The organism is Paracraurococcus ruber (assembly GCF_004353985.1).
Classification (GTDB): domain Bacteria; phylum Pseudomonadota; class Alphaproteobacteria; order Acetobacterales; family Acetobacteraceae; genus Paracraurococcus; species Paracraurococcus ruber.
The window spans coordinates 22,250-46,304 of the sequence record NZ_SMOA01000022.1; the positions used below are offsets into that span (position 1 = coordinate 22,250).

The 24,055-nt window shown below is 71.8% G+C and carries 19 protein-coding genes and 1 pseudogene; 7 read left to right on the plus strand and 13 right to left on the minus strand.

Annotated features, from left to right (window positions below; all coding sequences use genetic code 11):
- Positions 1 to 99: 99 nt before the first annotated feature.
- Positions 100 to 1,560 (plus strand): DegQ family serine endoprotease, encoded by a 1,461-nt coding sequence (locus tag E2C05_RS06925; RefSeq protein ID WP_133218881.1) that lies wholly within the window; start codon positions 100 to 102, stop codon positions 1,558 to 1,560.
- A gap of 144 nt (positions 1,561 to 1,704) precedes the next feature.
- Here the strand turns inward: E2C05_RS06925 and E2C05_RS06930 are convergent, their stop codons facing one another.
- The 8 genes from E2C05_RS06930 to E2C05_RS06965 all read right to left on the minus strand — a co-directional run bounded on the left by E2C05_RS06930 (position 1,705) and on the right by E2C05_RS06965 (position 10,013).
- Complete coding sequence (locus E2C05_RS06930; RefSeq protein ID WP_200305533.1) at positions 1,705 to 2,286, minus strand: malonic semialdehyde reductase; 582 nt, start codon at positions 2,284 to 2,286, stop codon at positions 1,705 to 1,707.
- 52 nt (positions 2,287 to 2,338) lie between these two features.
- Positions 2,339 to 3,025, minus strand: a complete 687-nt coding sequence (locus tag E2C05_RS06935) for an isochorismatase family protein (protein ID WP_133218883.1) — start codon at positions 3,023 to 3,025, stop codon at positions 2,339 to 2,341.
- Between the two features lie 133 nt (positions 3,026 to 3,158).
- A complete protein-coding gene (locus E2C05_RS06940; protein ID WP_133218884.1) occupies positions 3,159 to 4,310 on the minus strand; it encodes an ABC transporter substrate-binding protein in 1,152 nt (383 codons plus the stop codon).
- Between the two features lie 80 nt (positions 4,311 to 4,390).
- Positions 4,391 to 5,275: an ABC transporter permease gene (locus tag E2C05_RS06945; protein ID WP_133218885.1), complete on the minus strand. Its 885-nt coding sequence runs from the start codon at positions 5,273 to 5,275 to the stop codon at positions 4,391 to 4,393.
- A 5-nt stretch (positions 5,276 to 5,280) separates the two neighbouring features.
- The gene (locus E2C05_RS06950; protein WP_133218886.1) at positions 5,281 to 6,144 is read right to left on the minus strand and encodes an ABC transporter permease; all 864 of its coding nucleotides are present in this window, start codon (positions 6,142 to 6,144) and stop codon (positions 5,281 to 5,283) included.
- Positions 6,141 to 7,250 carry an ABC transporter ATP-binding protein gene (locus E2C05_RS06955; RefSeq protein ID WP_133218887.1) on the minus strand — a complete coding sequence of 370 codons (1,110 nt, stop codon included), beginning with the start codon at positions 7,248 to 7,250 and terminating at the stop codon, positions 6,141 to 6,143. The genes E2C05_RS06950 and E2C05_RS06955 overlap by 4 nt, the downstream gene beginning before the upstream one ends.
- Before the next feature lie 7 nt (positions 7,251 to 7,257).
- Positions 7,258 to 8,334, minus strand: coding sequence for a pyrimidine utilization protein A (gene rutA, locus E2C05_RS06960; protein ID WP_133218888.1), 1,077 nt, complete (start codon positions 8,332 to 8,334; stop codon positions 7,258 to 7,260).
- Positions 8,335 to 8,477: 143 nt separating this feature from the next.
- Positions 8,478 to 10,013 carry a hypothetical protein gene (locus tag E2C05_RS06965; RefSeq protein WP_133218889.1) on the minus strand — a complete coding sequence of 512 codons (1,536 nt, stop codon included), beginning with the start codon at positions 10,011 to 10,013 and terminating at the stop codon, positions 8,478 to 8,480.
- A 293-nt stretch (positions 10,014 to 10,306) separates the two neighbouring features.
- On the opposite strand from E2C05_RS06965, the gene E2C05_RS06970 reads away from it, so the two are divergent.
- The 3 genes from E2C05_RS06970 to E2C05_RS06980 all read left to right on the plus strand — a co-directional run bounded on the left by E2C05_RS06970 (position 10,307) and on the right by E2C05_RS06980 (position 14,976).
- Positions 10,307 to 11,938 (plus strand): FMN-binding glutamate synthase family protein, encoded by a 1,632-nt coding sequence (locus E2C05_RS06970; protein ID WP_133218890.1) that lies wholly within the window; start codon positions 10,307 to 10,309, stop codon positions 11,936 to 11,938.
- 82 nt (positions 11,939 to 12,020) lie between these two features.
- A complete protein-coding gene (locus E2C05_RS06975) occupies positions 12,021 to 13,595 on the plus strand; it encodes an acyl-CoA synthetase (RefSeq protein ID WP_133218891.1) in 1,575 nt (524 codons plus the stop codon).
- Positions 13,596 to 13,788: 193 nt separating this feature from the next.
- Positions 13,789 to 14,976: a Bcr/CflA family multidrug efflux MFS transporter gene (locus E2C05_RS06980; RefSeq protein WP_133218892.1), complete on the plus strand. Its 1,188-nt coding sequence runs from the start codon at positions 13,789 to 13,791 to the stop codon at positions 14,974 to 14,976.
- 130 nt (positions 14,977 to 15,106) lie between these two features.
- Here the strand turns inward: E2C05_RS06980 and mepA are convergent, their stop codons facing one another.
- From mepA to E2C05_RS06995, 3 genes are all read right to left on the minus strand, one after another.
- Positions 15,107 to 15,850 carry a penicillin-insensitive murein endopeptidase gene (gene mepA / locus E2C05_RS06985; RefSeq protein WP_240046622.1) on the minus strand — a complete coding sequence of 248 codons (744 nt, stop codon included), beginning with the start codon at positions 15,848 to 15,850 and terminating at the stop codon, positions 15,107 to 15,109.
- A 125-nt stretch (positions 15,851 to 15,975) separates the two neighbouring features.
- A complete protein-coding gene (locus tag E2C05_RS06990; protein ID WP_133218894.1) occupies positions 15,976 to 16,539 on the minus strand; it encodes a polysaccharide biosynthesis/export family protein in 564 nt (187 codons plus the stop codon).
- Positions 16,540 to 16,541: 2 nt separating this feature from the next.
- Positions 16,542 to 16,760: a hypothetical protein gene (locus E2C05_RS06995; RefSeq protein ID WP_133218895.1), complete on the minus strand. Its 219-nt coding sequence runs from the start codon at positions 16,758 to 16,760 to the stop codon at positions 16,542 to 16,544.
- A 280-nt stretch (positions 16,761 to 17,040) separates the two neighbouring features.
- Between E2C05_RS06995 and E2C05_RS07000 the strand changes: the two genes are divergently transcribed.
- Both E2C05_RS07000 and galE read left to right on the plus strand, forming a co-directional pair.
- Complete coding sequence (locus E2C05_RS07000) at positions 17,041 to 19,215, plus strand: GumC family protein (RefSeq protein ID WP_158291985.1); 2,175 nt, start codon at positions 17,041 to 17,043, stop codon at positions 19,213 to 19,215.
- Between the two features lie 9 nt (positions 19,216 to 19,224).
- Positions 19,225 to 20,223, plus strand: a complete 999-nt coding sequence (galE, locus tag E2C05_RS07005; RefSeq protein ID WP_133218897.1) for a UDP-glucose 4-epimerase GalE — start codon at positions 19,225 to 19,227, stop codon at positions 20,221 to 20,223.
- 222 nt (positions 20,224 to 20,445) lie between these two features.
- Here the strand turns inward: galE and E2C05_RS07010 are convergent, their stop codons facing one another.
- Positions 20,446 to 21,819: an O-antigen ligase family protein gene (locus tag E2C05_RS07010; protein WP_133218898.1), complete on the minus strand. Its 1,374-nt coding sequence runs from the start codon at positions 21,817 to 21,819 to the stop codon at positions 20,446 to 20,448.
- Between the two features lie 74 nt (positions 21,820 to 21,893).
- Between E2C05_RS07010 and E2C05_RS07015 the strand changes: the two genes are divergently transcribed.
- Positions 21,894 to 23,045, plus strand: a complete 1,152-nt coding sequence (locus E2C05_RS07015) for an acyltransferase family protein (protein WP_205082751.1) — start codon at positions 21,894 to 21,896, stop codon at positions 23,043 to 23,045.
- Positions 23,046 to 23,450: 405 nt separating this feature from the next.
- Here E2C05_RS07015 and E2C05_RS32850 read toward each other — a convergent pair.
- Positions 23,451 to 24,055, minus strand: a pseudogene (locus E2C05_RS32850) (ATP-binding protein); the annotation flags it as partial.

The window sequence follows — 24,055 nt, forward strand, 5'->3', positions numbered from 1 at the left end:
CCATGCCACCCCACCGGGTGGCCCCGGCCAGGCCGGCGCGGGGCAGCAATGCCCCGGATCGCCGGCCCGTCCGCCACCGAGGTTCCTGGAGGCCCCACCATGCCCAACCCGACGCGCCGCACCCGGATCATCGCCGCCAGCGCCCTGGCGCTGGCCCTCGGCACCACCGCGCTCACCCCTGTCTGGCACGCCCAGGCCCAGGACCGGGCACAGTCGCAGCCGGCCGCCGCGCCGGCCGGCACCGCCATCGCCCTGCCGCGGCAGCCTGGCCCGGATTTCGCCGACCTCGCGGCCCGGGTCGCGCCCGCGGTCGTCCGCGTCTCCGTCACCGGCCATGCGCGCGCCCAGGCGGTGGACCTGCCGTCCGAGCTGCGCGGCACGCCCTTCGAGCGTTTCTTCCAGCAGCGCCAGCAGGCCGAGCGGCCGCACCGGACCATGGGCCAGGGCAGCGGCTTCATCATCGACCCCAGCGGCTATGTCGTGACCAACAACCATGTGGTGGGCGAGGCGGACAGCGTCCGCGTCGAGCTGGCCGATGGCCGCGACCTGCCGGCCAAGGTCGTCGGCACCGACCCGAAGACCGATATCGCCCTGCTGAAGATCGAGGCCGGGCGCGACCTGCCGACCGTCGGCTTCGGCGCCAGCGACCGCGTGCGGGTCGGCGAATGGGTGCTGGCCATGGGCAACCCCTTCGGCCTGGGCGGCACCGCGACCGCCGGCATCGTCTCGGCCCGCGGCCGGCAGATCGGCGCCGGGCCCTATGACGACTTCATCCAGACCGACGCCTCCATCAACCCCGGCAATTCCGGCGGCCCGCTGTTCAACGCTGCCGGCGAGGTGGTGGGGGTGAACTCGGCGATCTTCTCGCCGTCGGGCGGCAATATCGGCATCGGCTTCGCCATCCCGTCCTCCATGGTGCAGGGCATTGTCGCCCAGCTGAAGGACACCGGGCGCGTGGAGCGCGGCTGGCTGGGCGTGTCCATGCAGCGGCTGGACGCGGAGCTCGCCTCGGCGCTGTCCATCCAGGCGGAGAAGGGCGTGCTGATCGGCGGCGTGGAGCGCAATGGCCCGGCGGCCAAGGCGGGCGTGCAAGCGGGCGACGTCGTCACCGCGGTGGGCGACCGCGCCATCCGCCTGCCGCGCGACCTGGCGGAGGCGGTGGCCGGCGTGAAGCCCGGCCAGGCGGTGACGCTGCACCTGCTGCGCGACGGCAAGCCGGTGGAACAGCACGTCACCCTGGGGCAGATGCCCGACACGCGGGAGGCCCGCGCCGGCGGCGAGGAGCGGCAGTCCCAGGCCCGACTCGGCCTCGCCCTGGCGCCGAATCGCGGCGGGGAGGGTGCGGTGGTGGCCGAGGTGCAGCCCGACAGCATGGCGGCCGCGCAGGGGCTGCAGCCCGGCGACGTGATCCTGCGGGCCAACGGCCGCGACGTGAAGGCGCCGCGCGACGTGCTGGAAGCGGTGAACGCGGCGCGCAAGGACGGCAAGCAGGCGGTGGCGCTGCAGATCGAGCGCGATGGCGGGCGGGCCTTCGTGGCGCTGCCTCTGCGGGCGTCGTGATGCAGGGAGGGCTCTGCCCTCCCTGCACCCACCTGCCAAGGGCCGAATGGCCCTTGGAACCCTCGAGTCCGACGAAGGCCGGTCCAGGGGTCGCCTGCGCCCTGGCAGGGTGGGTTCGGGAGGGGCAGGGTCCCTCCCGATCCGTCAGGCGATCTGGCAGGCTTCCTCGAAGGGCAGGCGCGGCAGCTTGCCGTAGAGGCCTGCCGGGTCGCCATGGCCGAGGTTGCAGAGGAAGTTCGACTTGATGGTGGTGCCGGCGAAGAAGGCCTCGTCCACCTTCGCCTTGTCGAAGCCTGACATGGCGCCGACATCGATGCCGATGGCCCGAGCCGCCAGCATCAGGTAGGCGCCCTGCAGCGTGCCGTTGCGGAAGGCGGTTTCCTCGGCCAGGGCCGGGCTGCTGGTGAACCAGGACCGCGCATCGGCGTGCGGGAACAGGACGGGCAGCTTCTCGTAGAACTGCATGTCGGTGCCGATGATGACCGTCACCGGCGCCGCCATCGTCTTCTCCAGGTTGCCGGAGGAGAGGGCAGGGCGAAGCTTCTCCTTCCCCTCGGGCGACATGACGAAGACGAAGCGCGCCGGCGAGCAATTGGCCGAGGTCGGGCCCATCTTCAGGATGTCGTAAAGCTGGCGGATCTGCGCCTCCGTCACCCCCTCCGGCGTCCACTTGTTCTGGGTGCGCGCATTGAGGAACAGCGCGTCCAGGGCGGCCTGGTCGATCATCTCGGTCTCCGTCGCTCGTCCGGCATGCCGGCGCATCGTTGGTGGAGCAGGGTCACGCGTCCGGGCCCGGTGGCCTTCCCGCGATCCGCTCCAGTCCCGCCAGGACCTCGGCCACCGGCAGCACATCGGCGTACTTCACTGCCATATCGTAGAGGTTGGCGAAATGGGGGCTTTCGTGCCGGTCGGCCACCGCCTCCTCCGGTACCACCATCCGGAAGCCGCAGGACAGGCCGTCCACCACCGTCGCCCGCACGCAGCCGGAGGTGGAGCCCCCCGTCACTACCACCGTGTCCACCCGGTGGAAGGTCAGCAGCGACCGCAGGTTGGTCTCGAAGAAGGCGGAGGCCATGCGCTTGTTGATGAGGATGTCCGCCGGCGCGCGGTCCAGCCGCGGGTCCAGCGCGGCGCGCGGCGAGCCTTCCTTGATGTTCTGCAGGCTGTCCGGCGTGTCGGTCCGGGTGCCCCAGACGCCGCAATCCTCGCCCGAGGGCAGATAGGCGACATAGGTCCAGACCACCGGAAAGCCGCGCCCGCGGCAGAGCGCGGCCAGCGCATTCACATGCTCGACCTGCCGCGGGTCGGTCTCATAGGCGGTGACGTAGGTGTCCGGCTGGGTATAGGCGCATTGCAGGTCCACATTCACCAGCGCGGCGCGCCGGCCGAAGCCGAAGCGCGCCCGCGGCGGGGCCGCCTTGAGCGCGGCATAGAGCTGCCGCGCGGTCTTGCCGTCCTCGATCATGCGCCGTTCCCGAACCATTTTCCCGGCCAGCTTGGAGGCTGCCGGGCATGACCTTCATGGCCGGCGCGAACTTGCCGCGCCGACCCCGCGCGCGATGCCCGTGTCCGGCCGCCGGAGCGCCCGGACAGCGACATCAGGCGGCCAGGAACTCGTTCCACTTTTCGGTGTAGTAGTCTAGGTTCTTCGGCCGCGTGTTCCAGACATAGACCTTGGCCGCCCGCTGTTCGAGCGAGCCGCCGTCCCGCCCGACGCCGCCATAGACTTCCGCCACCAGGTTGGCCGGCAGGTAGTTGCCGTAGGTCTCGACCGTGGAGAAATAGCCGATCTCGCTCTGGCGGGCGCCGGCAAAGCCCTCCAGCCAGAAATTCAGCCATTCGTAGCAGACATCGAGGTTGCGGGTGCTGGCGGCGATGGACTGGCCGACGCACCAGGCGCGATAGCCTTCCTTGGCGACGGCGTAGCGCACGGGGATGCCCTTGCCCGCCACCTCCACCACCACCGGCCACCAGGCATCGGCGATCCACACCTCCTCCGACGCCATCAGGTTCACCAGCTCCCCATAGGCCCGCCAGAGCGCGCGGAAATGGCCTTCCTTCTTCTTCTCCTTCAGGAAGGCGACGACGGTGTCCACCTCCTTCTCCGTCAGCCCGGTCGGGTCGGTGCTGGCCGGCAGCAGGCCCAGCGCTTTCATCCCCAGCGCCGCGTCCAGCATACCCAGCCAGTCGATGCCGAACAGCGCCACCTTGCCGCGGTACTTGGGATTGAACAGCTCGCCCCAGGACAGCTCGTTGTTCTCGGCCTGCACATGCTTCGTGTTGTAGCCGATGCTGTCCATCTGGAAGAAGCAGGGCATGAAGGAGACCTGCGAGCGGCCCTCGTCCATGTACATCATGCGGCCGGGATTGGCGCCGAGGCCGAGCGGCGAGCCGGGCGTCGCCCGGCCTTCGCGCAGCAGCGGATGCAGCTTCGACCAGTTCGCAATGCGGGAGGTGTCGATCGGCTGGATCAGCTTCTCGCCCTGGGCGAAGGCGGCGAAGGGCGCGTCGATGGTCACGCAGTCCACCGGCGCGGTGCGCATGCGGTCCACCCGCGCCTGGGTGGAGGGGTTCACCCAGGGCCGCGGCGTGATGCTGGTGCGGCGGGCGAATTCGCGCAGGATCGGCTCCCGCATGTCGAAGCTGGCGCCGGCCAGGTTGATCACCCTGGCCTGCGCCCGGCCGAGGCTGGGGGCGAAGAGGCCCGTGGCCGCGGCGGCCCCGAGCAGATGGCGACGCTGGATCGTCATATGGGTGCTCCTCGAGGGTCAATGGCAGTCGAACCCGTGCCCGCGCAGCCGCCGGGGGGCGTCCTCGCGGGCACGAACTCTCAGGGTTGGCGGCCACGCAGCGATTGCCGCATGGCCCAGAAGGCGAAGGTGAAGATCCCGATGGCGACGAAGGAGAAGACGGTGGTCGCGGTACCGATGGCATAGAGTTCCGGCGTCAGCTGCCGGTCCAGCTGCGCCATCACCGCCAGCGGCAGGGTCAGGTCGGCGCCGGTGGTGAAGAGGCTGCGCGGGTATTCGTCGTAGGAGAGGGAGAAGCCGAACAGCCCGGCGCCGATCACGCCCGGCAACACGATGGGCAAGGTCACCCGCCGGAAGGTGGTCCAGCGGCTGGCGCCGAGGGTGAGCGCCGCTTCCTCCAACCGGCTGTCGAAGCGGTTGAACACCGCCAGCATGGTCAGGAAGCCGAAGGGAAGGGTGTAGGTGACGTGCAGCACGAAGGCGGTGCTGTCCCAGGCCGGATCCACGCCCAGCAGCCGCATCAGCAGCGCGAAGCCGAAGCCCACCAGGATGCCCGGCGCCATGATGCCGAGCAGCAGCAGGTAGAAGAACAGCCCGTTGCCGCGGAACCGTCCGCGCACCGCCTGCGCTGCCATGACGCTGAGCACGACCGTGGTCGCCGAGCAGGCGAGCGCCAGCACGAAGCTGCGCCCGAGCGGCGGCTTGAAGTCGTTCATGATGGAGGCATCCCACAGCTCCCGGTACCAGTGCAGGGACACGCCGTTCATCGGGAAGGTGGTGCCGCCCGTCGGCCCGCTGAAGGAAAGCAGGCCGAGGGTGAAGATCGGCAGCCACTGGTAGAGCAGGAAGAGCAGGGTGACGGTGCCCAGTACCCAGCCCGTCAGGCGCGAGCGGAATTTGTGGCCGAAGCGCTGCGCCTTGCGTCGCGCCGCGGGCCTTGCCTGCAGCAGGGTTCCGTCCGGCATCGCCTTCACGTCCCCAGCTTGCGGATATCGACGACGCGCAGCGCGAGCGCGACGCCGGCCAGCATGCAGACCATCAGCAGCACGGCCACCACGGCGGCGAAGCGGATCTGCGAGCCTTCGTAGAAATTCAGCACGAGGTTGCCGAGCAAGGCGTGCTTGTTGCCGCCGATGGTCGCCACCGTGGCGAAGTCCGACATGACGTTCAGGAACACCAGCACCTGGCCGATGACCACGCCCGGCAGCGTCAGCGGGAAGGTGATCCGGCGCCAGACCGTGAAAGGCGTCGCCTTCAGGGTCATCGCCGCTTCCCGCAGCGCGGGCTGGATGCTCGTCAGCATGTACACCACCGGCCCGGCCGCCAGCATGGTGTAGAGCGAGACCTGCGCCATGGTGACGCCGGTCATGGAGTAGAGGAAGGCCTCCACCGGCTTCGTGGTGAGGCCGAGGCCGATCAGCGCCTGGTTGATCACGCCGTTGACGCCGAGGAATGGCACCCAGGCGATGGCGCGGATCAGCGTGCTGGTCCAGAACGGGATGATGAAGGCTAGGAAGAGCGCCGTCCGCCAGCGCGCATTGCTGACCTTCATCGTCATGAAATACGCGATGCAGTAGCCGAGCGTGCCGGTGATCGCCATCAGCAGCAGCGCCTGGCCGAAGGTGGCGGCGACCAAACCCAGATAGGCCTGGTTGGAGAAGAAGCGCAGGTAGTTGTCGAAGGTCAGCGGGCTGGCGGTGGAGAAAGCGCGCCCGCCCCAGAAGGACACCCAGACCAGCAGTAAGGTCGGCACCACCACCGCTGCCAGCATCCAGAGCGCGGCGGGCGCGGCCAGCCAGTAGGCGGCGGGCGAGTTGGCGCGGATGGTGCTCATCCCTGCAGAACCGCGTCGTGCAGCACCGAATCCTCCGCCCGCCAGCCCAGGTCCACGGTCTGGCCGGGCAGGATGCGCGGGGCGAGGGCGCCGAACTGGTCGTATTTCAACACCTCGCCATCCGCCAGCTCCAGGATGTGGCGGCGGACGGCGCCGAAGAACTCCACCGCCGTGCAGCGAGCGGTGACGCGGTTGGGGAGGGTCGGGTCGGGTCGGTCGGCGATGCGCTCGGCGCGGACGGAGAAGGAGACGGCCGCGCCCGGCGCCGGCGCCGGCAGGTCGGCGAGGGGCACCAGGAATTCCCCGACCGGGCAGGCCACCCGCAGCACGCCGCCGGCTGCCGTGCCGGCCTCACCATGGAAGACGTTGTTGCCCTGAACGAAGCCGGCGACGAAGGGCGTGCGCGGGCGCGCCAGGATCTCCTCCGGTGTGCCCTGCTGCTCGATCTTCGCGTGGTTCATCACCACGACAAGGTCGCCGAGCGAGAAGGCCTCGTTCTGGTCATGCGTGACCCAGATGAAGCTGATGCCGCTGCGCTGCTGCAGCATCTTGAGCTCGAGCATCACCGTCTCGCGCAGCGAGTAGTCGAGCGCGCCGATCGGCTCGTCCAGCAGCAGGATGCGCGGCTCGGTGATCATGGCGCGGGCCAGCGCCACGCGCTGCTTCTGCCCGCCGGAGAGGCTGGCGGGCTTGCGCTCCGCCAGGGAGGTGATCTCGAAGGCCTTCAGCACCTCCGCGACGCGCTTGGCGATCTCGGCCTTCGGCTTGCCGAGCATCTCCAGCCCGAAGCCGACCTGCTTCGCCACCGTCATATGCGGGAAGAGCGCGAAGTCCTGGAACATCATGGCGATGTCGCGCTTCCAGGGCGGGTCGCCGGTGACCTCCTTCCCGCCGATCAGGATGTCGCCATCGTCGGGTTCCTCCAGCCCAGCGATGCAGCGCAGCGTGGTGGTCTTGCCGCAACCGGAGGGGCCGAGCAGGCAGACGAACTGCCCCTTGCCGACCTGCAGCGAGACATCGTCCACCGCGGTGAAGCTGCCATAGCGCTTTCGGATGCGCCGCAGCTCCAGGTCGAGTTGGCTGATCGTCACGGACCCGTCCGGCATGGCGGCCTCACGCCGCCAGGCGGAGATGCTGGCGGGACTTCATCAGCGGCTGGATCCGCTGGCCGAACTGCTCCATGCCGATCAGGAAGTCGTCGAAGGTCAGCATCACGCCGGCGAGGCCCGGCGTCTCCGCCAGCGCATCCAGCTGCTTCGCCACCGTCTCGTAGGACCCGATGAGGCGCAGCATGTTGGTCGGCACGCGGTCGGCGCGGACCATGCGGCCGACCGTGCTGTGCGCCTCCGCCTTCACATCGGCGGCCGCCTGGCTGTCGCGCCAGGCAAGCGCCTCCAGGTCGGTGCCGGCGACGTAGTGGTGCCATTTCGCCATGGCGGCCTCGTCGGTCTCGTCGGCGATGACCATCATCAGCAGCATGGCCTTGCAGGCGGCGCCGGCGGCCTGGTTGGCGGCGATCAGCCGGTCGGTGTGCTGCCGGACCTGGGAGATGTCGTTGATTCCGCCTGCCGAGATGAAATTGTAGTCGGCATATTCGGCGGCGAAGCGCATGCCCCGGTTGGATTGTCCGGCCGAGATGATGTCGATCTTGGCGCCGGGCTTCGGGCTGACCCGGCAATCCGTCATCCTGAAGAACTCGCCCTTGAAGTCGGACCGGCCGGTGGCCCAGAGGTCCTTCATCACCTGGACGTATTCGCCGCAGTAGTCGTAGCGCTTCTCGAAATGCCGCTCGCCCGGCCAGATGTCCATCTGCTCGTACTCGGCCTTCTGCCAGCCGGAGACGATGTTCACGCCGAAGCGGCCATGGCTGATGGAATCGATGGTCGTGGCCATGCGCGCCAGCACCGCGGGCGGGATGGTCAGCACGGCGACCGAGGCGAAGAGCTTGATGCGGGTGGTCACGGCCGCGAGGCCGGCCATGAGGGTGAAGCTCTCGAGGTTGTGGTCCCAGTACTCGCTCGGCCCGCCGAACCCGCGCAGCTTGATCATGGAGAGGGCGAATTCGAAGCCGTAGCGCTCGGCCTTCTGGGTCACCTCGCGGTTCAGGTCGAAGCTCGGCAGGTATTGCGGGCTGGTGGTGGAGATCAGCCAGCCATTGTTGCCGATCGGGAGGAAGATGCCGATGTCCATGAAGCCGCTCCGGTACCCGTCCGGGGAAGCATGTTGCACCGCGGCGTGCCGGACTGAATGGGCGGAATCAGGGCAAAAATGGCCGTTGGGTTAATGGATGCCGTACTTCCGGGCAGGTGCCAGGGCACCTGCCCGCATGGTGGTCAGCGCGGGGTGAAGCGCACGCCGTCCGGCAGGGTGCGGGCGAAGTCCCCCAGCAGCGCCCGCAATTCGGCGGCGGCAGCGGGATCGGTCGCGTAGAAGGTGACGTTGTCGCCGTTCGGCGCCACCCGCGGGCCGGAGAGCCACAGATTGCCGAGCGGCACCCAGCCCTCCGGGATGCCCTGGAACCACCAGGGATAGAGGATCGCCAGCTTGATGCCGCGCTTGCCCACCACCTGCTCCAGCCAGGCGGCGTCCTTCACCCGCTGCCGCAGCGCCTCGTTGGAGGCGAGGCCGTAGAGGTCCAGCACATAGTGCCGCGGGTCGATGCGATAGCTGACCCAGCCCAGGTCGTTCACCGCCACGTCGCGCTTCCAGTACTCGGCGACGAAGCGGTGCATCTGGAAATGCTGGTCCTGGATGTTCTGCGCGGCCCGCGGCGAGAGGATGTTCGCCGGCGCCTGGGCAAGGCCGAGGCCGAGCACCACCAGCGCGCCGGCGATCCGCCAGGGGCGTGCCGTGCCCACAAGCGCCACCAGCAGCACCAGGGCGCCGAACAGCGCGGCATAGACCTCGTAGCGGAAGAACCAGCCGAATTTCCCGACCACGGCATGCAGGCCGAGCGCCGCCACCGCGCCCAGCAGCGGCCAGCGGCGCACCGGCGGCGACCGCATCGCCAGGGCCAGCAGCAGCGCCGTCAGCGCCAGATAGGGCCAGCGCCGCGGATTCGTGGCCAGCGTCGCCAGGTTGCCGAGGATGCCGGCCAGCATCCCGCCCTCGGCCCCCGTCTTGGCCAGCACGGAATTGGGCAGCGGCGGCAGGCCCTGCGCCATCAGCCAGGCGCCGAAGCCCAGCGGCACCAGCAATGCGGCCGCCAGCAGCCCCGCCGCGGCGGCCCAGCGCCGCTGCCCCGACAGCGCGATCATCAGCGCGCCGACCAGCGCCAGGGCCTCGTAGCGCACCGCCGGCCCGATCGCCGCGGCGGCGAGGCACCAGAGCGGGATCGGCCGGCCGCGCATCGCCTCCGCCACGCCCCAGGCGCAGCCGGCGGCCAGCAGGACCTGCAGGTTGTGCTCCATGCCGGTGAAGGCCAGCGCCGCCAGGTTGCCGGCCAGCACCAGCAGCACCAGCAGCGCGGCCCGGGCCCAGACCTGTCCCGGCGACCAGGGCAGGAGGTCCACCATGCGCCCCAGCAGCACGCAGGTCGCGGCGCCGCAGGCCAGGTTGATCGCCAGCGGCAGCCAGACATGCCAGGCGGTCCCGACGCCCGGCAGCAGCAGGAAGGGCCATAGGATGGAGGAGGCGGGCGCCGTCACCTCGTCCAGGTTCATCCCGTAATGGCCGTGCGCGATCCGCTCGGCCAGCGCCAGATGGATGTAGGGATCGTCCAGCGTGTAGAAGATGGCGCCATGCGGCAGCGCCAGCATGGCCGCGCCGATGCCGAAGACGAGCAGCCCCCAGGCGCCGAGCGCGATGGCCCAGCCCGGCAGGGCGGTGGCGGCATGGGCGGGCGCGACCGCCGCGGGGGAGAGCGACATGGCGCCACACTTACGCGGGGCATGCTGCGCCTGCGAAGCCTGTCGCGCCCGAACTATGCGTGAATACCCGGCTGCGAAAGGATAACTATACGGTATCACCATTGCGTGCAGCCTCGGCCTAATGTCCCGAAGCCGGAATCCGCCGCCGCCGGCGGCGTCCTTCGGGTCGGGACGCCCACCTTCGCCGTCGGTGGCCTGCGGGTCCGGGGCCTCAGCCACCGGCTGCGGCGGACGCGGGCAGGACACCAGGCTGGCTGCCAGGCGGCGGCCGGCCGCGCCGGAACGGGACCGCCATGCCGCTGCTGCTCGCCTTCACGCCGCGCTTCATCACCCTGACGCTCTTCGCCCTGGGCACGGCCCTGAGCCTGCCGGCGCTGCTGCTCTGGCCCGGCCAGGCGGGCTGGCTGGCGCCGTTGCTGGCGCTCTGCGCCGGCTTCACCGCCCTCGGCCTGCGCGACCTGCTGCAGACGAAGCATGCCGTGCTGCGCAACTACCCCATCGCCGCGCATCTGCGCTTCCTGCTGGAGGAGATCCGGCCGGAGATGCGGCAGTATTTCTTCGAGGACGAGAAGACCGGCACGCCCTTCAGCCGCGACAAGCGCGCGGTGGTCTACCAGCGCGCCAAGATGGTGCTGGACAAGCGGCCCTTCGGCACCCAGTACGAGGTCTACGGGGCGGGCTTCGAATGGCTGCACCATTCGGTCGCGGCGGGCGTGCCAGGGAAGGCGCCCTTCCGCCTGATGATCGGCGGTCCGGACTGCGCGCGGCCCTACGACGCCTCGATCCTCAACATCTCGGCGATGAGCTTCGGCTCGCTCTCCCCCAATGCGGTGCGGGCGCTGAACCGTGGGGCGAAGCTCGGCGGCTTCGCGCATGACACGGGGGAGGGCGGGTTCAGCCCGCACCACCGCCAGGGCGGCGACATCGTCTGGGAGATCGGCAGCGGCTATTTCGGCGCCCGCAACCCGGATGGCAGCTTCTCCGCCGAACGCTTCGCCGAGACGGCCGCGCATCCGCAGATCCGGATGGTCGAACTCAAGCTGAGCCAGGGCGCCAAGCCCGGCCATGGCGGCGTGCTGCCGGCGGCGAAGGTGAGCCGCGAGATCGCCGAGACGCGCGGCGTGCCGATGGGGCAGGATTGCATCTCGCCCTCCCGCCACTCGGCCTTTTCCACGCCCGTCGAGATGATGCGCTTCGTCGCCGAGATGCGGCGGCTGTCGGGCGGCAAGCCGGCCGGGTTCAAGCTTTGCATCGGCCATCCCTGGGAATTCCTGGCGATCTGCAAGGCGATGCTGGAAACCGGCATCACGCCCGACTTCATCGTGGTCGATGGGGCGGAAGGCGGCACGGGCGCCGCGCCGCTGGAGTTCATGGACCATCTCGGCATGCCGCTGCGGGAAGGGCTGAGCTTCGCCCACAACGCCCTGCTGGGCGTCGGCCTGCGCGACCGCATCCGGCTGGGGGCCAGCGGCAAGATCGCCTCGGCCTTCGACATGGCCCGCGCCTTCGCCCTGGGCGCCGACTGGTGCAATGCGGCGCGCGGCTTCATGTTCGCGCTGGGCTGCATCCAGTCCCTGTCCTGCCACACGGATCGCTGCCCGACCGGCGTGGCGACGCAGGACCCGACCCGGGCCCGGGCGCTGGACGTGCCGGACAAGGCAACGCGGGTCGTCCAGTTCCATGAGGCGACGCTGGAGGCGCTGGCCGAGCTGGTGGCGGCCGCCGGACTCGAGCACCCCGGCCAGTTCCGGCTGGAGCATTTCCGCCGGCGCGTCTCGGCGCAGGATGTCCGCTGCTTCTCCGAGCTCTATCCACGGCTGGCGCCGGGCGCGCTGCTGCGGGGGGCCACCGACCCGCGCTTCACCCCCTACTGGGACATGGCGGATCCGCACAGCTTCCAGCCGCGGGGCCTGCTGGCGGCCTGAGGCTGCGGCGCGGCGGAAAGCCCCGCCGCGGGGCTTCCCGCCGGGCGCCGCTTGCGGCATCCCTGGTGGCGGAGGAAGCGCCATGGGTCCCGCCACCGCCATGAACCTGGGCCGGCTGCTGACGCAGACCGCCCGCCGAGTCCCCGGCCACCTCGCCCTGGTCTGGGGCGACCGGCAATGGACCTTCGCCGAGCTGGATGCCCGGGTGGACCGGCTCTGCGCCGCGCTGCGGGCGCGCGGCATCGGGAAGGGCGACCGCATCCTGGCGCATTCGCGCAACTCGAACGCCCTGTTCGAGGCGATGTGGGCGGCCTTCAAGCTGGGCGCGGTCTGGGTGCCCACCAATTTCCGCCTGACGCCGGCCGAGGTCGGCTACCTGGCCGAGACGTCCCGCGCCCGGGCCATGCTGCGGGACCGCGGCTTTTCGGGTCATGCCGATGCGGTGCAGGCGGCGGGGCATTGCGAGCTTGTCCTCGCCGTCGGCGACGCCCGGCCCAACGAGCTGGACTACGAGGCGGCGCTGGCCGAGGCCACGCCGCCGCCGGCCGACCACGAGGCCGATGTCGCCTATGGCGACCCGCTCTGGTTCTTCTTCACCTCCGGCACCACCGGACGGCCCAAGGCGGCGGTGCTGACGCATGGCCAGATGGGCTTCGTCGTCACCAACCACCTGGCCGACCTCTTCCCCGGCGTGACGGAGCGCGACGCCTCGCTGGTGGTGGCGCCGCTCTCGCACGGCGCCGGCATCCACCAGTTGGGCCAGGTGGCGCGCGGCGCCCGCAGCGTGCTGCTGCCGACCGAGCGCTTCGACGTGGAGGAAGCCTGGCGGCTGGTGGAGCAGCACCGGGTGACGAACATGTTCACCGTCCCCACCATCCTGACCGCGCTGGTGGAGCACCCGAGCGTGCACCGCCACGACCATTCCACGCTCAGGCACGTGATCTATGCCGGGGCGCCGATGTACCGCGCCGACCAGAAGCGGGCGCTGGAGATACTGGGGCCCTGCCTGGTGCAGTATTTCGGCCTGGGCGAGGTGACCGGCAACATCAGCGTGCTGCGGCCGGACCAGCACAGCGCCGAGGACGACGAGAGCTTCCCGATCGGTTCCTGCGGCAGCGCCCGCACCGGCATGGACATCGCCATCCTCGACGAGGCGGGGCACCGCCTGCCAGCCGGCGAGACCGGCGAGATCTGCGTCCGCGGCCCGGCGGTCTTCGCCGGCTATTTCGAGAATCCGGAGGCGAACGAGAAGGCCTTCCGCGGCGGCTGGTTCCACACCGGGGACCTCGGCCACCTGGATGCGCGCGGCTTCCTCTACGTCACCGGCCGTGCCTCCGACATGTACATCTCGGGCGGCTCGAACGTGTATCCGCGGGAGGTGGAGGAGGCGATCCTGACGCATCCGGCGGTGCTGGAATGCGCCGTGGTCGGCATGCCGCATCCGCGCTGGGGGGAAAGCGGGGTCGCGGCCGTCGTCCCCCGCCAAGGGCTGGCGGTGACGGAGGGCGAGGTGCTGGCGCATCTCAACGACCGCCTGGCGCGCTACAAGCAGCCGCTGCGCGTGGTGGTCTGGGACGCGCTGCCGAAATCCGGCTACGGCAAGATCCCGAAGCGCCTGGTGCAGGACCGGCTGCGGGAGGAGGGGGGCGGGTTCTGACGCACCCGCCCGCCGACGGAGGTCGGGCCGGGCGTGGTCCGGCACGCCGCAGCCCGCGGGCCCGGCGCGTCCGCCCCGTCGCCGGGGTCCCGCCTTGGCAGCCCGGCCAGCCCCGGCGCGGCGATGCCGGCTGCCCGCGGGCCCCGTATCCGCCCTGCATGGTGCGGCGCAGCATCGGGTGGTAAGCCATCCCATGCCCTCGCGCCCCTGGTTCCTGCCCCTGCTGCTCGGCGCCATGGCGGCCTTCGGGCCGCTGGCGACCGACATGTACCTGCCGGCCTTCCCGGCCATCGCCGCCGGCCTCCCGGCCGAGCCGGCGGCGGTGCAGGTGACGCTGGCGACCTATTTCGCCGGCACCGCCCTGGGCCAGCTCGCCTATGGCCCGCTGGCGGATCGCTTCGGGCGGCGGCCGGCGCTGCTGCTGGGGCTGCTGGTCTTCACCCTGGCCTCCATCGGCTGCGCCCTGACGGGCAGCGTGGAGACGCTGACCTGGCTGCGGCTCGGCCAGGGCCTGGGCGGCTGCGCCGGCATGGTGGTGGCGCGGGCGATCGTGCGGGATGTGACGACCGGCCACGATTCGATCCGGCTGATGGCGCAGTTGATGCTCGTGATGGGGCTGGCGCCGATCCTGGCCCCGTCCCTGGGCGGGCTGCTACTGGCGGTGGCGGACTGGCGGGCGATCTTCTGGGTGCTGGCGGGCTACAGCGCCGGCCTTGCCGTGCTGTGCTGGTTCGCCCTGCCGGAGACGCTGGAGCCTGAGCGGCGGCGCCGGGAGGGGCCGCTGGGCATCCTGCTGACTTATGCGCGGCTGCTGCGGCAGCGCGTCTTCCTCGGGCATGCGCTGGCCGGCGCGCTCTCCACCGCCGGGATGTTCGCCTATATCGCCGGCTCGCCCTTCGTCTTCATGGACCTCTTCGCGGTGCCGCCGGACCGCTACGCCCTGTTCTTCGGGATGAATGCGCTGGGGCTGATCGCGGTGGGGCAGGTGAATGCGCGGCTGGTCCGGCGGGTGCCGGCGGAGCGGGCGCTGGCCGTGGCCCAGGCGGTGATGCTGGCGGCGGGGCTGCTGCTGCTGGGCGCGGCGGCGACCGGGCTGGGCGGCTTCACGGCGCTGGTGGTGCTGATCTTCACCTTCGTCGCCTGCAACGGCGCGGTGATGCCGCTGGCGACGACGCTGGCCATGGCGTCGCAGGCACGGGCCGCTGGCAGCGCCTCCGCCGTCATCGGCACCCTGCAATTCGGGGTGGGGGCGGTAGCCGGCGCCCTGGTCGGCGCGCTGCACACCGGCACGGCCCTGCCCATGGCGGCGGTGATGGCCGGATGCGGCGTCCTGGCGCCGCTGGCCTCCCGCCTGACGAGAGCGGATCGCGGCGCGGCCTGACGCCGCGCGACCAGCGCGGCGGCGCTGCGGTCGGGCCATCCGCCCGGGACGCCGCATCGGCGCGAGGCCTGGCCCCCGGGACTCGCCCAGGGCCGCTGCGGCAGCCGGGGTGGGGCGCCTCGCCCGGTCGCTACCGCGGCTCGAGCACGGCCCTGCAGGCCGCCGGCATGACCGGGGCTGGCCCCGCGGCCCGCTTCGGCGGTTGCCTTGCCTCGGGCGTCAGCCACCAGTCCAGGCTGGCATCGCAGCCATCGCCGGGCGGCGGCGGCGCCTGCGGCCTGCAGTCGCCCTCGCCGGGCGGGCAGCGCAGGCGGAGATGCATGTGGCTGTCATGGCCCCGCCAGGGCCGCACGCGATGCAGCCAGGCGGCGCCGGCCGCGCCGCGGCAGAGCTCGCGCTTGATGGCATGGTTGACCAGCACGCGGTCCACGCCCGGCATCTCCGCCGCCAGGCGGATCAGCGCGGCGTGGCGCGGGGTCCAGCGCGTCGGATCGACGCCGCTCTCGTCCGGCAGGACCAGGGATGGCACCTGGATGTCCTCGCGCTGCGCCACGGTCAGGCGTGGCTTGGGCGACAGTTCCAGCCAGATGTCGGCATCCAGCCCGGCCTGGTGGCTGGCATGGCCATAGGGCATCGGCCCGCCGCGCGGCTGGCCGAGATCGCCGATCCACAGGATGGGCAAGCCCTGCACCTGGGCGCGGGCAGCGAGGTCCCGCAGCGTCTCCACCAGCGCCGGATGGCCCCAGTTGCGGTTGCGGGAGAGGCGCACCGCTTGCCAGCCGGGCCCGGTTTCGGGCAACGGCACGGCGCCGGCGATGCAGCCGAGGCCGGTGCCGCCATGGATGCGCGGCGGGCCGGGCAGGGGGCCCGGCACCGCCGCCCAGCGCGCCGCATCCTGCGCGCCGGCGGGCTGGACGGCGCACAGCGCCGCGAGCAGGGCGACCAGGGGCCGCCACCGCGATGCGGGCGCCGCGCCGGGCGGCGGGGCGCCCGCGCCGGTCAGAAGCGCCGCTCGAAGACGGTGACGACGTCGCCCGGCTGCACCAGCGCTTCCCGCGTCGCGCGGTATTCCGCCGGCCGCCCATCCGGACCGATGCGGGTGACGGAGACGTAGTCGCGGATCGCGCGGTAGTTGAAGCCGCCGGCGACCGCGACGGCGGTCAGCGCCGTCATGCCCGGCTGGTAGGGGAACTGGCCCGGCTTCTCCGCCATGCCGAGGACGAAGATCGGCCGGTAGCTGGTGACCTGCACGGCGACGCTCGGGTCGCGGAACAGGTTCTTCTGCTTCATCTCGCGCTCGATGCCGCGCTCGACCTCCTGCGTCGTGTGGCCGGAGGCCGCCACGGTGCCGACCAGCGGCAGCGCGATGGTGCCGGCGTCCGAGACGCGGAAATCGCCGGTCAGTCGCGGGTCATTGAACACGGTCACGCGAACCTGATCCTCCGGACCCAGACGATAGGCGGCCTGCGTCGCGTCGGGCAAGGGCGGCAGCCCGGCGCCCGGGCCGCCGCAGGCGGCAACCGCCAGCAGCGGCAGCGTCCAGATCAGGCGTCGTGCAATCATCGTCAGGCTTCCCTTCCCGTATCGCGCGTGATCGCGCGGGTTGAAGTCGCGTCGCCGAGGGTGGCGCGCGGATGCGGCACGCAACGGCTTTTCGCATCCGCCACGATGCTGCCCTGCCCCTGGGCCAGGACGCTGTCGCGCGAATACGGCGCGACCATGTCGCGCGTCCAGGCGGCGGCGGCGTCAGGCAAGGCAGTGCGGCGCGGCGGCGCGATCCTCATGCATCGTTGTGTGCCAGAGCCTTTGCCGGGAGCACATTCGCGTTTCCTTGCGCAGGTGGTTCATCACGCCGTTGTTTGACGGGCGCGGCGATGTTCGCCGCCGCGTTGATTGACCCGTCAACGACCCGGCGCGTATGCACCGACGCCTCGATCTGCGCTGCCGCGAAGGGACGACGCAACCAGCATGCTCGACAGACCGGTTGAGTCCAGGCCGCCATCCGAGAAGCGCCCGACGCTCCGGACCCCGGCCCCTATCGCTTCCCCGATCGAGCCGGAAGGCATGACGGTCGCGGCGCTGCTGGCGGCTCTCCGCCGGCGGCGCTGGGTGCTGATCCTCTGCGCGCTGCTGTTCCCGGTCGCGGCCTTCGTCGCGGCGAAGCAGCTGACGCCGCGCTACACCTCCAGCGCCACCGTGATGTTCGAGCCGACCGACTACGCGGCGCGCGAGCTGCAGAGCATCCTGCGCGACGAGACGACAACGGATGCGGTGCTGGCGAGCCAGATCGAGGTGATCCGCAGCCTGTCCGTCGCCCGCCGGCTGGTGCGGCAGTACAACCTGACCAACGACGACGAGTTCTTCTGGTGGGCCGGCGAGTCGAAGCGGGCCGAGAGCCTGCGCTACCGCTGGTCGGAGGCGCTGGCGCAGCGGCTGAACGCGATCTCGCCGAGCCTCGCGGAGCTGGTCGCGCCCGAGCCGATCCCGCCCCGCCCGCCGGAGGAGCGCGCGGAAATTGCCGCGGCCGAAGCGGTGCGCGACAAGATGAAGGTGGAGGTGGTGCGCAACTCCCGCGTGCTGACCATCAGCTTCACCTCGGAGAAGCCGCAGCTCGCGACCGACATCGCCAACACCGCGGCCGACCTCTACATCGCCGACCAGCTGGAGGCGAAGTTCAACGCGGTGCGCCGGGCCAATGACTGGCTGGACAGCCGCGTCGGCCAGCTGCGGCGCGAGCTCGGCCAGACCGAGAACCGCATCGCCGAGATCCGCTCCGCCTCCGGCCTCACCCGCGGCGTCAGCGCGGCGCTGTCGACCGAGCAGGTGAGCAAGATCAACACCGACCTGGTCGAGGCGCGGAACATGCTCGCCCAGGCGGAGGCGCGGCTGAATGCCGGGCGCGGCGGCGCCGGAGGCGGTGCCGACATGACGGCGCTCGGCTCCTCCAACCTGGTGCAGCAGCGCGCGGCGCGCGACCAGGCGCGGTCGGAGCTCGGCCGGCTCTCGGCGACGCTCGGTCCCAACCACCCGGATGTGCGGGCGGCGCAGTCGCGCCTGTCCGACCTCGAACGCTCCGTCGGCTCCGAGACGGGGCGGGTGGTGCAGGCGCTCGACGCCTCGGCGCGGGAGGCCCGGGCGCGGGTGCGCAGCCTCGAGGAATCGCTCCGGCTGCAGGAGGCCCGGGTCAACCAGAGCCAGAGCGCCGAGATCCAGGTCGCGGCCCTGGAGCGCGAGGCGGAGGCGAGCCGCACCCTGCTGCGCGCGGTGCTGGAGCGGTCGCAGCAGACCGTGGCCCAGACGGCGATCGAGAAGGCGGATGCGCGGGTGCTCTCGCCCGCCACCCTGCCGGGATCGCCGAGCTTCCCGAAGACCATGCTGATGGTGGTGGCCGCCGCCGTGCTCGGCACGCTTTTCGGCCTGCTGATCATCTGGTTCCTGGAACAGGCGGACAGCACGCTGCGGTCCGGCGACGAGATCCGCGCCGGGCTCGGCCTGCCCTGCCTGGCGCTGGTGCCCATGCTGCGGCGCGGCCTGCTCGGCCGCCACCGGGTGGAGGACTATGTGGTCCGCAAGCCGCTGAGCCCCTTCGCCGAGAGCATGCGGACGCTGCGCGCCGCGCTCTGGCTGGGCTCGGAGCCGCCGCGGGTCGTCGTCATCACCGCCGCCCGCCCGGGCGAGGGCAAGACCACCACCTCGGTCGCGCTGGCGCGCTCCGCCGCCATGAACGGGGAGCGGGTGCTGCTGATCGACTGCGACGTGCGGCAGCCCTCGCTCGGCCGGGTCTTCCGCTGCGAAGGGGCGCCGGGCGTGACCGACCTGCTGCTCGGGCAGGCGGTGCTGGAGCGGATCATCCGCCGCGACCACCTCTCCTCCCTGGACTACATCCCGGCCGGGGCGGCGGAGATCCATTCCCTCGGCCTGTTCATGTCGGAGGCGATGGCCGGGCTGCTGGACCGGGTGCGGCGGGACTACGACCTGATCGTGCTGGATGCCCCGCCGGCCCTGGCCATGGCCGATGCCCGGGTGGTGGCCCGGCTGGCCGATGCAACCTTGCTCTGCGTCCGCTGGCGCGATACCCCGCGTTCGGTTGTGCGTAACTCTCTTGGCCTACTGGAGGAGGCGCATGCCCGGGTGGTGGGCGCCGCGCTCACCCAGGTGGACGCCAAGGTGCATGGCCGGTCCGGCTATGCGGATGCCGAGGTCTATCACCCGCGGTATGGAGGCTATTTCCGGGAATAGGGGCACGGCATGCAGGGTCGGCGGTTTCTCGTCACGGGTGGCGCCGGGTATGTCGGCAGCCACCTGGTCCTGACCCTGGTGGAGCGTGGGGCCGAGGTCGTGGTCATCGACGACCTGCGGCAGGGGCACCGGGCAGCGGTGCCCCCCGGCGTCGCGCTGATCGAGGAGAGCATAGCCGACCGCCGGCGCCTCGCCGAGGTCTTCGCCGCCTGGCGCTTCGACGCGGTGTTCCACTTCGCCGCCCTCTCCCTGGTCGGGGAGAGCATGCGCGACCCGCTGCGCTACTGTTCTGAGAACCTGTCCACCAGCCTCGCGGTCGCGGATGCCGCGGTGAAGGCCGGCTGCCTGCGCTTCGTCCTGTCCTCCACCGCGGCGCTGTTCGGCAACCCGAAACAGGTGCCGATCCCCGAGGAAGCGGAGCTCGCCCCCACCAACGCCTATGGCGACAGCAAGCTGATGGTAGAGAAGGCGCTGGGCTGGGCCGACCAGGTGCATGGCCTGCGGTCCGCCTGCCTGCGCTACTTCAACGCCGCCGGCGCCGACCCGGCGGGCCGGATCGGCGAGGACCATGAGCCCGAGAGCCACCTGATCCCGCTGGCGATCGGCGCGGCGCTCGGCACCCGCCCGCCCCTGACCGTCTTCGGCACGGACTACCCGACGCCGGACGGCACATGCATCCGCGACTATGTCCATGTGCTGGACTTGGCCGATGCCCATGTCCGGGTGCTGGACCGGCTGGACGGACGCAGCGTGCGGTACAATGTCGGAAACGGCACCGGCTATTCGGTGAAGCAGGTGATCGAGGCGGTGGAGCGCGTCTCCGGCCGCGCCGTGCCGCACGGGTTCGGCCCGCGCCGCGCCGGCGACCCCTCGGTCCTGGTCGCCTCCTCGGCGAAGCTGCGGGCGGAGACCGGCTGGGCGCCGCGCTATGCCGCGCTGGACGACATCGTCCGTACCGCCTGGGCCTGGCATTCCGCCCATCCCCGAGGCTTCGCCGACCGCGGCTGAGCCGGGGACGTGACGCGGCCCCGTCGCCGCGTCGGGCAGTCCCGATGGCCGCATGGCGGCATCACGCGCCCGGTCGGTGCGCGGGCCGTGTGGCGGGCATCATCATCCGGCCGGCCCCAGTTTCGGGCCTGGCGGTACGCCAGCCCCGGCCCCCCGCCGGAAGGCGCACGGCGGGCCGGGGCTTAGCGACCGGCGCCGGCCGACCCAGGCCGCATCGCGGGCTCAGGCCCGGCCGTATCTCGCCAGGGTCGACGACATCCCCCCGGCCTCCCGCTGCCGCGGCCGCGGCGCCCTCTCGCGCATGTCGGCCCGGCCGCGCGCCATGGCGGCGGTGAAGAATGTGAACTGCATCAGCGCCGTGCTGGCGATCAGCGTGTTGTCGAAGCCGCTATGGAGCAGCGCCGCCACCAGCGCCGCCCGCAGCACCAGCCGCTCCGCCGGCGGGCATTTGCGCGCCCCGATCCAGATCCAGGCGATGATCGACAGGAAGATGGCGGCGCAGCCGACGATGCCGGCATCCACCGACAGCCGCAGGTATTCGTTGTGCGCGGCATTGCTGCCGAGCAGCCGGATCGTCGGGTCTTCCGGGTTCACGATCAGCTTGCCGGCGCCCAGGCCGAAGCCGAAGAAGGGGCGCGCCTTGATGGCGTCGATGAAGTAGGGCCAGATGATGTCGCGGCCGGAGGCATCGCCGGCCATCTCGGTGAAACGGCCCAGCGCATAGTAGATCGCCGGCCCCAGCATGATCAGGCCCGGGACCAGGCCGCCCATCACCATGTCCACCTTGCGCCGCAGCGGGAAGATGTCGCGGCCCGAGAGCAGGAAGACCAGGCCGAGGAAGATGCCGGTGGCGATCAGCGGCGCCCGCGCCTGGGTCAGCAGCAGGATGGCGAGGTCGAGTCCCGCGACCGCCAGCCAGATGGGGCGGAAGCCGCGCAGGTATTCCAGCGTGGCGGCGAAGACCGCGGTGACGCAGAAGCCGGCCAGGAAGGGCGGCGTGTGCAGGCCCTGGAAGCGGCCGCCCATGTCGAAGGTGGGCCAGAAGCCGATGGTGCCGGCGACGAAGCCGGCCAGCGCGCTGACGATGGGCAGGATGGCGGCGCCGCGGATCAGCAGTGTCCAGAAGCGCCTGGGCGCCACGGCGAAGGCCAGCACGAAGGGGGCGGCGGACCCGATGAAGCTGCGCAGCATGTCGCTGTTCGACGCCACCTGGCCGATCGGCAGGATCGCCAGGCTCAGCCCGGCGATCGCCGTCCAGGTGATGAACGGCCAATTGATCTCGCGCGAGACGCCGTAGCGCAGCAGCAGCAGGCCGGCGAGGGCGAAGGGAATGGTCTTGAGGCCGGCGGCGCCGAGCGAGCCGCCGATGCCGGCCGAGGCTTCGAGCTGGATGTCGAGGCCGAAGGCGAGGCTGGCGACATAGACGGCCGCCAGCGCCCGCGGGAACTGGTAGAGCGCGAGCGCGCCGAGGCCGAGCACGATCACGGGAACGAGTTGCAGCATGCGCAGGGGCATCGCGACCGCGCCCAGCAGCAGGAAGGCCGCGCCGAGCAGCGCGATGAGGCGCTGCGTCGCGGGCGAGAGAGCGATGTTCATGCAACGGTGTTGTCCCATATCGCCCGGACCTGGGCCAAATCAGGGTTGTGTCAGGCAGGATGGCGGGAGGGATGATGGCGGCGACAGCCAGGCCAGCGACGGACGCGGCGGCGCGGCATGCGGGGCTCACCCGGTTGCGCTTCTTCCTGATCGGCTGGGTGGTGCTCTACCACCTCAACCTGCCCCTGCATGTCGCGGATGGCTGGCCCTGGGCCGGGCCGCTGCTCTGGCACGGCTATCTCGGCGTGGACGGCTTCTTCCTGCTCTCGGGCTTCGCGCTCTGGCTCGGCTACGGCACGCGGCCGCCGCGCGGCGCCGCCGGCATCGGGCGCTTCCTGCTGCGGCGCGTCGCCAAGATCTGGCCGCTGCACCTCGCCGCGCTGCTGGCGCTGGCGCTGCTGGTCGCCGTCATCACGGCGCTCGGCGTGCCGATCAACGACCCGGACCGCTTCGCCGCGCGCGACTTCGTGCTGCAGATGCTGCTGCTGAACGGCTGGGAGACGACGGAGCGCTTCAGCTGGAACTACCCGTCCTGGGCGCTGTCGGTGGAATGGGCCGGCTACCTCGCCTTTCCCGCGCTGCTCGCCGGCCTGCTGCGGCTGCCGCGCAGCCTGGCGGCGCTGGTGCCGGTGCTGGGCTTCGCCGGGCTCTGGCTGCTGGCGCAGCATCCGCCGAACAACAGCCTGAACCACACGCTGCATCTCGGACTGGTGCGGTTCGGGCTGGAATTCGCCATCGGCCTCGGTCTCGGCAGGCTGGCGACCGAAGGACGGATGCCGCGGGCGCTGCCCTGGCTGGCGGCCGCGGCGCTGCCGGCGGGGCTGTGGCTGTGGCAGGACGCGCTGGCGGTGCTGGGGCTGGCGGGGGTGATGCTGGCGGTCTGGCAGGCCGGGCTGCGCGCCACCGCGCCGGCCCGGCCGGGCCTGCTGCTGCGGCTGGGGGAGGCGTCCTTCGGCATCTATCTCGGCTGGGTCTTCGTCGAAGTCGGCGTGGTCGGGGCCATCCGGCTGCTGCAGCCGGGCTTTGCCGGCAGCCTGGCGATCATGGCGGCCGGCTTCGTCGCCACGCTGGCGGTGGGCTGGTGCGCCTGGCGCTGGGTGGAGGTGCCGGCGCATCGCTGGATCCTGGCCCGCACATCCGGCGCGGGGGCCTTGCCGCGCCCGGGCCATGCCGGCCCGCCGCAACGCCCTGGCCGGCCGAAGGCGGCCTGGAAGCCGGGGGTCTAGGCCGCGGCTTCGCGCGCCCCACTGGGCCGCAAGCCGCACCGCGACGTGATCCCGGTGGCGGCATCCTGCCACCCGGGGATCCGCCCTGGCGCCGGCTGGGTCTGGGTACGGCGCCATCCGCCATCCGCCATCCGCCATCCGCCAGTCGTCGGGCGCGGCAATGCATCGGCCTCGGCTCGCTGTCGGCCCGGGCCGCGGGCCGGGGGGGCGCCTCCTGCCCGTACCGGGCCGCCGGTGGCCCTCGTGCTGACCCGGCAGGCAAGGCCTACCGCCTCCGCGGCCGGCCCCGGACCGGATCGCGGAAGGGGGTGAGGGCCGCCACGACGGGCCAGGCTCGCCCGGGCACCCGCAACACTTGGCGCGTGGCGCCGGGCATGGACGGTCATCCGCCGTCCTCGGGCGGTCTCAGGCCGGCACGGCTTCCGGATCGCCCGGCGCGGTCTCCAGACCCGGGCCCGGCAGGGTGACGATGCGGTGGCCGGCGGCATCCGGGCGCAGCAGGATGGCGCCCTGCGCCTCGATGAAGCCGAGCACGCGCCGGGCACGGGTCAGCGACCGGCTGCCGCAGGCTTCAGCGATGGTTGCATCATTGGGGCAGGGGGCGCCTTCCAGCGCCGCCCGCGCCAGCAGCAGGTACACGGCCTGCAGGTCTTCCGGCAGGGAATCGGCCTGCGCCGCCACCGCCGGCCAGGCCGGCAGCACCTCGGTCGCCGCACTGATGCCGGCGCGGGCCAGGGCCAGCAGGCGGCGGAAGCCGGCAAGGTCCGGCGGCCGGCCGGGCAGCATCCCGATCCGGCAGCGCAGGTTGAACTCCTGCTGCAGGATGGCGACGGGGCGGTAGGCGGCCTCCGGCTCCGCCAGCAGGCCAGCCAGAACGGCAAGCTGGGCATGGCGCCGCTCGGCCTCCTGCTCGGCCGAGGGCGGCGGCAGGGCGGCCGGCGCCGCTGGGCGGGCGGCGGCAAGCTGCGCCAGGATGTCGGGCGGCGGCGCGGCGGGCGTGCGGCGCGGGC